The 1053-nt window shown below is 34.7% G+C and carries 1 pseudogene; it reads right to left on the reverse strand.

Features of this window, described 5'->3' with window-relative positions:
- Nucleotides 1-87: 87 nt before the first annotated feature.
- A pseudogene (locus tag ACF91D_RS30590) lies at nucleotides 88-1053 on the reverse strand (hypothetical protein); the annotation flags it as partial.

A 1053-nucleotide genomic window follows, 5' to 3' on the forward strand; every position in this document is an offset into this window, starting at 1 on the left:
GTATTTTAGTATAAGGTTCCTTCGGATAATTCCATGCAAAATGGACTGTTATTGGTGTTCCGTCATAAAGATATACTATTTCGCTCATTATAATCCCACTCCTGTGTCATCAATAATCCAACTAACTTCACCATTTATATAGTGGCTTGTTTGCCATTTTGATACATCGTTAGTGTTTAAATAAACCCAAATTTGACCGTCTATATCAATATAAACAACAGCTGGGTTCATAGTTACTGGTGTTCTTACATAAAAGTTTTGAACTTTAGGTGTATATATAGAAGGTATGTCACCGATTGCCGTTTGAGTAGTAACATTATTAACGTTAATTCTTAGGTATGCTGTTTTAACGCCGTTTCTATCAATCACTCTATAATCATTGTGTATTGCTTGTGGTTTATCCGCTTCTCTTTCGGTAGCACTACCTTTAGTGTTCCAATGAATCCAACCTGTGTCATTGTTCTTGCTTTCAAATTCTTCTGCATCCATTACTCGTTTCCATCCCATAAAACGACCGTCAGGGTTATCAACGTTTTGAGTATGAATAGTAGCTCTATACTCAAAGTTAGATAAGTTTTGCAGCACTCTTATCTGTTTGCGTTTTCTTATCCCTTCGGTAACATCTATCTCTGCAATATGTGCGCTACCACTTGTCGATTGTGGAGCATCGACTGTCCAAGCATCACCAGGAATAGTAGCTTCGTATAAACCAGGTGGTAAATCTAAAATACTTGCGTAACCACTTTCTTCGGTTCCAAGTGTTCCTATATATGTTCGTTTACCTTCTACATCAGTAAAACTATATTTCTGATAAGGTTTATCTTCTAAAACTACATCTATTTCATTAGTCAATTCATCTTTAGTAACAAATGAATCCTTCATATCTGTAATGGAAGTTTTTACATCGTTCATTTCTGTGATAGATGCAATATATTTATCATTCATTTCATCTAAACCAGTAACTTTTAAATCAGTTAATTCTTGTTTATAACCAGTTGCCAATGTTTCAATTTCTGAAATAACCTGTGCGCTTCTATCGTTCAATGTCTTCAT

It is taken from the genome of Staphylococcus sp. 231237_7MaSpsaltlick (assembly GCF_043107035.1).